Below are 6542 nucleotides of genomic sequence, written 5' to 3'. Positions count from 1 at the left end.
AAAATGCTCTAAATTGGTTTAATCATTGTGGTCTGTTTTTTGAGCCTATTAGATAGCTTTTTTTGTGGTGAATTTGATCGCAAACTGCTGTAAGTCGTTCGATTGCCACAAGCGAACGTGGTGTCGCTGCTTGGCATTATTGCCCACGGCTAGTTCAAAAGACACATCCTGTTTGCGTCCCCACAAATATAAATTACTCACAGGTGCAGTTGGGTAAGAATCCTTGAGGACAACACTTTTAGCTATCCCAGCACTTGAGCGTAAGGTGATCGGGTCTGCTGGATACCAACCTGCTGTCAGTAGCGTCTGCACCACTTCTGCTGTTGTACCTACAAATCCAATATTCAGAGGATCTCCAGAGATCCCTTCTGCCGTTTGCGTTGTTTTCGGAGAATGTTCCAGCTTTGGGTTATGTTCATAGTGACGCCACAGTGCTGGTAAAACGATATAACTCACCAATCCATATAAACCGAATAAACCAACTAACGTCCCAAAAATGTACCAAAACCAATGTCGATGTTTTGGGCGTGCGTCACTATTTGAGTTAGAGGCTTGTTGCATTTGAACCCGGTGACAAAGCTATATTTCTTTTTTAATTAATCAATTCCGTGGGTTTAAGTTGCATAGCAACTATCAAGCAGCAAGTTTTCTGTTGGGGTTAAATCCCCATTACAAAACTTTACTTCCGACTTCCGACTTCTTTAATCATCGCACCCTTGGAAACAATGTTTAAAAAAAACATTGGAAGTGTTCATCGTTTTGGCTTTTGCCTGTTGATAAATCTTCTTGAATAATATGATCAAAACTTGTAAGAGCATCACTATAGTTAAGCTAAGTGATTTTCTTTTAAACCATCTGTGAGATTATACTATACTATGTCTGACTTCAGGAGTGAACCGATACCAGAATTGAGAAATCCCCAACAAAGCTTTCATTCGGGTGACTTAAATTTAAGAATCGAAGGAGAAGTAGTACCTGTAGTAGATGTCCATCTGGGACAACAGCAATCAATTTACTTTGAGCATCATATTCTACTGTGGAAACACCCCAATGTTCGCCTCGGTGTCAAAGGTTTAAAAGGGGCAGCCAAGCGTTTCTTTGCCGGACTGCAAATTTTTATCAGTGAAGCACATGGGCCAGGGAATATTGCTTTCTCCCGTGAAGCGCCAGGACAAATTGTGGTGCTGCAATTAGAGCGTGGACAGACAGTGGACGTGCGCGAACATCAGTTTTTGCTAGCTACCAGTAATATTGAGTACAGTTTCTTTTTCCAGCGAGGACTGGCGAACCTCTTTTTCAGCCGCAGTGGCGGGTTATTCATTGATCGCTTCATTGGTCAGCAACAAGGGGGGCTGCTTATAATTCACGGTTACGGCAATGTTTTTGAAAAGTATCTCGCTCCTGGAGAGATGTTAGATGTAGAACCAGGCGCATGGTTGTGGAAAGACTCATCAGTGAAGATGGAGACAGTAACGGCGCTGCAATCTAGTGGCGGTATCTTCGGAGCAATTGGGGTAATGCTTGGCGGTATTTCATTCACTCTTAACCGTTTTACTGGTCCTGGTCGCTTAGGGTTGCAGTCTATGACTTATCACCCTCCTGTATCTGAGGGCGCAACTCAAGTCGGTGGTACCGGTAATCTCGGTTAAAGTATAAGTACGTTGTCAACCTCAAGAGTTCGAGGTAATTCCGAATTTAAGTTTGATTTTGACTTGGGTTGATTGGATCTATGCGTTGTTCATTGTTTGACAATTGTTCAAACATTCGTATGAAAGCTAACTGCATTTCTGGCGTAAATTCTAACGTGCCAGAACGCAGATGTAAATCTAACTGAGCAAAAGGAATTTCAATTTTTCGTTGCTGTAATACTTCGTAGATATTATAGTATAAATCACTTTTGAGCAAAAATTGTTTATTAGGTTCCGCAGTCCATACTAATAGCTCAAAATTTAAGGCGTTGTCACCAAACTCTTTAAACAGCACTAGAGGAGAAGGAGCCTGCAATACATTGGGATGTTTAGACGCTGCCTCTAGCAGAGCAGCTTGCACTGCTTTGGGATCTGAACTATAAGCAACGCCAATGGGAAGATGAAGGCGAGAAATCGGGTTGCGATGGCTCCAGTTGATTACTTCTTTTTCTAAGAAACGAGAGTTGGGTACAATGATTGAAACGTGGTCAAGAGTACGAATCTCGGTACTTCTTCCACCCATTCGCTCGACAATACCTGTATATTCCCCAACTTCTACAAAATCTCCAACTTGAATCGGACGCTCAAATACTAGTACTAAACCACTGCCAAAATTCTTAGCAATATCCTGTAAGCCAAAGCCAATTCCAACGCTTAAAGCACTTGCTAAGATTGTCAAAGAGCTAATGTCAAGCCCCCAGATTTGTAGCAGTACCAGTGTGCCAATAAAAATCAGACCATATTTGAAAAGTATTACAATCGCTTCTTGAGCGCCACGATTGATTCCAGTAAGATATAGAATGCGAGAACGTAAAAAATTGGTTACAGTTCCAGCAAAGATAACTAAGCCGAACAACAAACCAATCAAAATTATTAATTCACTAATAGAGTAAGGATTCTTCCCTAATGTTAGAATAGGTGATGTGAAACTAGTAATCAGAATATTTGAAATTTGGTAGCTCCATTGACGAGTAAACGGAAAGAGATTAGTGATATAAAGAACAGCACTTACCCACAGTCCGAACCGTATACTCGCCAGCACTAATTTGAGAAATAATTCCAATACTTTAAGTGGTTCCGAGTTAGGTATGGCGTTGGTAGTATTAGTTAAGCGTTGTGATGCTGCTTGAAAAAAGTAATACTTAATCCATCCCAATAGCCAACTGAATCCAGCAGTTATGAGTAAAATTGCTACTGCTACAAAAGTTGTTTGTTGAAGATAGGTTTTAGTTCGCTCTAAGTGAGCTTGCTGTAATGCTTCTTCAATTTGCTGCACCCAAATGGTTGCCTGCTCATCAAGTGTGCTACCTGGAACAGTATCTTGTTGTGTAACTGTTAACAGATAGCGGTGATTTAGCAAAATAGTAGGTAGCTGGTTGCGTTTTTCAATTTTAACTTGAATAGATTCAGAAGCTGAAATCAGATTTTTTAATTGTGAGTTGATTAAATTTGCCCGTTCTTGAGCGCTATACTCACCAGAATCGCTGATCTGAAAAAGCTGTTGCCCATCCAATATAACCGGAGCTTTAGTTAATGCTTGAGCAACGACAGGAGTAAGCCAGAGAAACAAAACAAAAGTTAGTACTGCAATGAGAATATTGAAATATTTTGATGGCAGTCGCAAACGTTAAGAATAAAACATATAGAGAGTAGGTAGAGGGAAAGTCTTATTTCCTGGTTAACTATGATTCGCCAGAGTTTCAGCAAAAGGCTGATGTAATTGATGCCATTGTATAAGCACCTGATAAGAATGCTCGCAGCCTCTGCGATCGCAGAGGCTGCTAAAGCACTTGGAAAAAGTATCCGAACTATAAAAAGAATGGTTTAGAGAGTTCAAAAAGACGAAGTTGCTACCCTTGCAGTTGGTCGTCAGGATAAAGGGCAGTTTCGTATTAGCAAGGTGGGAGAAATTTCGATTTAATCAGTTTCCTAGTGAAAAAGAATTAGAGGCGATCGCAAAATTAATTGACTTGGAGGCAGATAAGATAGTTCAAATGCTGCCCCCAAAAGCTGAAAAAATGAAGCTTCGGCTTGTTATGCTGAGAAATCATATCACTGCCTAGAGTGGCAGTTTCAATTACCGAATCAAATCTATATTCACCTGCATTGGCTGGCAAGCTTTTAGTCTATTTTCGTCTCCATTATTTACTTCACTCTCAACTAATTTTTCTTTTGCTCCCCGATTACTGAATCGCTGTTCTAGATCAACTTTTATTGAGGCAACTTAGCGGGTTTTAAATTTCTGGCTTTGTAGAACATTTCCAAGCTGTTGCGATCGCCTACAAAACGCCAGTGCCAAGGCTCATAACTCACACCTTGAACATTATCTTTAGGAAATGACATTTCAAAACTGAAACGCGCTGCATTTGCTTGCAGCCACTGATAAGCCTTGGTATGGTCAAAGTTGGTTTGGAGATTAGTTGCTGGTACTGCTCCATCTGCAATATCCACAGCATAACCTGTGTGATGTTCGCTATGACCAGGAGGAGCGCTGAGGGCAGCTCGTTCTGCTGGCGTCTGATTTCGTTGGGCACCGACAGCAAAGAACAACTGCTCCTGGTCTTTGACTGAGCGAAAGCCAGAAATAGGTACTAAAATTACACCTGCACTCCGCGCTGCTGCTACCATCTCCTCAAATTTTTGGGCAGCAGCTTTTCGCATTCTAATGCCCCTATTTGCGGAGATGGTTACTAGTTCTGATTCAGGGGCTTCTGGGTATGAAAAATGCCCTAACACAGTATCGCTAGAATTAGTAGATGCTGCTGGAGTTGCAGGAGCAGAAGTAGTGGGCGAGGGTTGAGAATCGGCGGTTTTTTTGGATGCAGTGACGAAAAACAAAAAACCGCTAATTAAAGCCAGGAGGATAAATACTGCAACTCCGCCAATCAGGACAATTCGGGTTTGCAACCAGATTTTAGGTGTTGCATCAGGGGTATCGCGTACAGCCACTGGAATATCATCACCAAGGTCATTCGATGAGTTTTGCGGTTTTCCAGAAAACCCAGCTTTATTCAAGGGTAAACTCCTGTTTCTGTGGGATAGCCATAACAGATTTTGCACTGGACAAAAGTAGACGTAACAGCTAGCATTTTAAATCTGTGGTTTTAGGCGCAATCTTGATAAACCTTTTAGAACTATACGTCAAGCTGGGAGGATTAGTCCTGGTAGGTTTTATTCTGGGACGCAAACTACCTGTGACAGTTCCTACACGTTTGGGACAGTTCCTTTTTCGGGTGGGAGTACCCATAAGCATAGTATCGTTTTTGCATCAATCTAGCTTGTCGGGGCAAATTTGGATTGCACCTGCCTTCGCTTACTTAGCCATTTTACTAGGAGGATTTTTAGCTTGGCTAGGAATTAAAGGACAAGCCTATTTTAAAAATACCGTCCCTCAACAATCGACTCAGGCTAGCTTGATATTAGCAGCAATGTTGGGTAACACAGGTTATTTTGGCTTTCCTATCACTTTAGCAATGGTAGGCAAGGAATACTTTGCTTGGGCGTTATTCTACGATTTGTTAGGTTCATTCCCAGGAACTTATGGCTTGGGTGTGTTACTAGCAGCGCGTTTTGGCGGTGGTATCCATAATCATTGGCAGATTGCTAAGTCCATTTTAATTAATCCTGCCCTGTGGGGTTTCGGATTTGGCTTGCTGTTTCGGCAGGTGACAATTTCCACAGTCGCGGAATTCTGGTTAGAGAAATTTGCTTGGAGTGTCGTAGCTTTATCTTTGATGTTAATTGGGATGCGACTAGCGCTGCTCAAATCTTGGGGTAGTCTACCACAAGCAGGGATGAGCTTGGGAATCAAAATGTTGCTGGTTCCCTTGATATTGGGGAGTATTTTACCACTGTTTGGATTAACTGGGGCGATCGCAAAAGTCATTGTCCTACAAATGGCCATGCCTCCAGCTTTTGCCACACTGGTAATTGCTGAGACATTCAATCTTGATCGCGATCTGGCAGTAACTGCCTTAGCTGCTGGGGCTATAGTATTGCTGGTTACTCTCCCAGTTTGGCTGTGGCTGTTTTGATTTTGGATTTATGCACCGTGATGCGATCGCTTAAAACCCCAGGAAAAACGCATCTTATGGTTTTAATTTAAGCACTTTTAGAACATGATTTTGAAATTTTACTAATCCGCCTCGGCTACCCCAATGTTTGTTGAATGTAGGGGTTTCCAACTTCATCACTTTACCCCCATCAAGATGGACATGATAACCAAACACTATGTCTTGTTCTGGAGGTACACTCCAATAATCTGCTATCCAAACTACTTGAACGAGACGGGATATACTAGATTCTCCATCGGGAGGATCTTCATACAAAGTCTTGTTCAGAAGTTTGACAATATGCGTTACTTTGGTACGCTGTCTTAAAAGAATGAGTTCGCTTTCCTCTGGTTTACGGGCGTTCTCTGCTTGTTCTGTTTTCCAATTTAATCTAAAAGTATTTAAAACCGGGCCAACATTTTGATAAGCCCAATATTTATCATCACCCTGATGATTTACATTCTTAGTCCACTTTAGTTCTGTTAAATCCATAAATTAACTTTGTGTTATGATAAGGTCTCGAAATTTCTTATATCGTATTCTCTGCAAACTATTGCTGGCATCCGAAGAAAACGAGGATTGTTGAAAATAACATTAGGCTGTTTCAGTAAATTTACTGTAAGATTATCATCTATAAGCTGTAATTTTTTCAACGAGTTTCGTGGAATTCACCATTCCTCTAGAGGTAAGTTATTTCTGCGCGATTCCTTAGAGGATGTCTGAGAAGTAAGAAAGCCCACGTAACGGTATCCTGTCAGTAGAAAAAATACTTAAGTATGACAGCGTTATGAGAGCTATGAAC

Annotated in this window: 6 protein-coding genes; 2 read left to right on the top strand and 4 right to left on the bottom strand. The window is 41.4% G+C overall.

What is annotated here, in order from left to right; all coding sequences use genetic code 11:
- Positions 1-48: 48 nt before the first annotated feature.
- A complete protein-coding gene (locus tag V7K36_RS16265) occupies positions 49-561 on the bottom strand; it encodes an LssY C-terminal domain-containing protein (protein ID WP_335117378.1) in 513 nt (170 codons plus the stop codon).
- 314 nt (positions 562-875) lie between these two features.
- Here V7K36_RS16265 and V7K36_RS16260 point away from each other — a divergent pair, with 314 nt between their 5' ends.
- Positions 876-1649, top strand: a complete 774-nt coding sequence (locus V7K36_RS16260) for an AIM24 family protein (RefSeq protein WP_335117375.1) — start codon at positions 876-878, stop codon at positions 1647-1649.
- 46 nt (positions 1650-1695) lie between these two features.
- On the opposite strand, the gene V7K36_RS16255 is transcribed toward V7K36_RS16260, so the two are convergent.
- Both V7K36_RS16255 and V7K36_RS16250 read right to left on the bottom strand, forming a co-directional pair.
- Positions 1696-3258, bottom strand: a complete 1563-nt coding sequence (locus V7K36_RS16255) for a mechanosensitive ion channel family protein (RefSeq protein ID WP_335117373.1) — start codon at positions 3256-3258, stop codon at positions 1696-1698.
- A gap of 641 nt (positions 3259-3899) precedes the next feature.
- Positions 3900-4703 (bottom strand): M15 family metallopeptidase, encoded by an 804-nt coding sequence (locus V7K36_RS16250; protein ID WP_335117371.1) that lies wholly within the window; start codon positions 4701-4703, stop codon positions 3900-3902.
- Between the two features lie 101 nt (positions 4704-4804).
- On the opposite strand from V7K36_RS16250, the gene V7K36_RS16245 reads away from it, so the two are divergent.
- Positions 4805-5722, top strand: a complete 918-nt coding sequence (locus tag V7K36_RS16245) for an AEC family transporter (RefSeq protein WP_335117369.1) — start codon at positions 4805-4807, stop codon at positions 5720-5722.
- 54 nt (positions 5723-5776) lie between these two features.
- Here the strand turns inward: V7K36_RS16245 and V7K36_RS16240 are convergent, their stop codons facing one another.
- Complete coding sequence (locus V7K36_RS16240; protein ID WP_335117367.1) at positions 5777-6232, bottom strand: hypothetical protein; 456 nt, start codon at positions 6230-6232, stop codon at positions 5777-5779.
- Positions 6233-6542 lie beyond the last annotated feature (310 nt).

The organism is Nostoc sp. (assembly GCF_036919555.1).
Classification (GTDB): domain Bacteria; phylum Cyanobacteriota; class Cyanobacteriia; order Cyanobacteriales; family Nostocaceae; genus Nostoc.
This window is presented reverse-complemented; position numbering and strand designations above follow the sequence as displayed.